Genomic DNA, 1,156 nt, shown 5'->3' on the forward strand with positions numbered 1-1,156 from the left:
CTAGTGGTGTGTCTCGCAATTGTCTAGCTCGTTGTTCGGTAGGCTGGGTTGATGAGTGCACCGGCAGCGTGTTTGCGGTTGACGAAAGCCGAGCGGGAGACGTTGGAAACGTTGGCGCGGGCGCAGACCGCGCCGCACCGTGAGGTGTTGCGGGCCAGGGTTTTGCTGATGGCCGCCGACGGCGAAGCGAATCGGGTGATCGCCGAGGAACTTGGGGTGACCGCGGTGACAGTGCGGGCGTGGCGCACACGTTTCGCCGAGGACGGGTTGACGAAGTTCGGGCAGGTACGAGCTGGTCGGGGCCGTAAGTCTTCGATCAGTGAGGAGAAGGTCGCCGAGATCGTGCGGTTGACCAAGACGAGCACTCCACCCGGGCATACCCATTGGTCGTGCCGCACGATGGCCGCCCATGTTGGGGTGAGTCCGGCTACCGTGCAACGCATTTGGTCTGATCTTGGGCTTAAGCCGCATCGGGTGGACACGTTCAAGGTATCCAACGATCCGCAGTTCGAAGAGAAGCTGATCGATGTGGTCGGCTTGTACCTGACACCGCCGGACAAGGCCATTGTGCTGTGTATGGACGAGAAATCACAGATCCAAGCCCTCGACCGAACCCAGCCGTCGTTGCCGATGGTCACCGGCCGTGCCGCCACGATGACCCACGACTACAAACGCAACGGCACCACCACCTTGTTCGCCGCGCTCGACGTGCTCACCGGCACGGTGATCGGACAATGCTTACCCAGACATCGCCACAGCGAGTTCATCACGTTCCTCAACACCGTTAACCGTGAAGTCCCCAAGGGATTGCAGGTGCACGTGATCCTGGACAACTACGGCACCCACAAACATCCCGAAGTCCTGCGATGGTTGGAGCGGCACAAACGTTTTCACTTCCATTTCACCCCGACCTCGTCGTCGTGGCTCAACCAGGTCGAACGCTGGTTTCGGGAGTTGACCGACAAGAACATCCGCCGTGGGATCTTCGCCAGCGTGCCCGACCTCATCGAGAGCATCGAGGAATACCTCAACGCCCACAACGACAACCCGACACCATATGTCTGGACCGCAACCTCCAGGTCGATCCTGGCCAAGGTCGCCCGCGCCCGCGCCGCACTCGAACAAGGAGTTAGCTAAAACCGAGACACACCACTAG

General features: G+C 60.5%; 1 protein-coding gene. It reads left to right on the forward strand.

The annotated features are described in order from the left end of the window. Positions 1–51 precede the first annotated feature (51 nt). Entirely contained in the window at positions 52–1,137 is a 1,086-nt protein-coding gene (locus KB201_RS24625; RefSeq protein WP_211540894.1) for an IS630 family transposase, read from the forward strand. Positions 1,138–1,156 lie beyond the last annotated feature (19 nt).

This window comes from Gordonia sp. SCSIO 19800, assembly GCF_018132775.1.
In the GTDB taxonomy this organism is placed as follows: domain Bacteria; phylum Actinomycetota; class Actinomycetes; order Mycobacteriales; family Mycobacteriaceae; genus Gordonia; species Gordonia hongkongensis.

Excerpts from the sequence above, each read along its gene's own strand:
- KB201_RS24625 (WP_211540894.1), top strand. The coding sequence starts at position 52 with ATGAGTGCACCGGCAGCGTGTTTGCGGTTGACGAAAGCCGAGCGGGAG.